The organism is Salmonella sp. SAL00653 (genome assembly GCF_046552515.1).
Taxonomy (GTDB): Bacteria; Pseudomonadota; Gammaproteobacteria; order Enterobacterales; family Enterobacteriaceae; genus Salmonella; species Salmonella enterica.
On sequence record NZ_JBGDTY010000048.1, the window covers coordinates 1 to 686 of the forward strand.

At 54.7% G+C, this 686-nt stretch carries 1 rRNA gene; it reads right to left on the reverse strand.

Annotated elements, in window-relative coordinates:
* Positions 1–671: ribosomal RNA gene (locus ACLJRU_RS23365) — 16S ribosomal RNA — on the reverse strand; the annotation flags it as partial.
* Positions 672–686: the final 15 nt, after the last annotated feature.

Genomic DNA, 686 nt, shown 5'->3' on the forward strand with positions numbered 1-686 from the left:
CCCCCCTCTACAAGACTCAAGCCTGCCAGTTTCGAATGCAGTTCCCAGGTTGAGCCCGGGGATTTCACATCCGACTTGACAGACCGCCTGCGTGCGCTTTACGCCCAGTAATTCCGATTAACGCTTGCACCCTCCGTATTACCGCGGCTGCTGGCACGGAGTTAGCCGGTGCTTCTTCTGCGGGTAACGTCAATTGCTGCGGTTATTAACCACAACACCTTCCTCCCCGCTGAAAGTACTTTACAACCCGAAGGCCTTCTTCATACACGCGGCATGGCTGCATCAGGCTTGCGCCCATTGTGCAATATTCCCCACTGCTGCCTCCCGTAGGAGTCTGGACCGTGTCTCAGTTCCAGTGTGGCTGGTCATCCTCTCAGACCAGCTAGGGATCGTCGCCTTGGTGAGCCGTTACCTCACCAACAAGCTAATCCCATCTGGGCACATCTGATGGCAAGAGGCCCGAAGGTCCCCCTCTTTGGTCTTGCGACGTTATGCGGTATTAGCCACCGTTTCCAGTAGTTATCCCCCTCCATCAGGCAGTTTCCCAGACATTACTCACCCGTCCGCCACTCGTCAGCAAAGCAGCAAGCTGCTTCCTGTTACCGTTCGACTTGCATGTGTTAGGCCTGCCGCCAGCGTTCAATCTGAGCCATGATCAAACTCTTCAATTTAAAAGTTTGATGCTC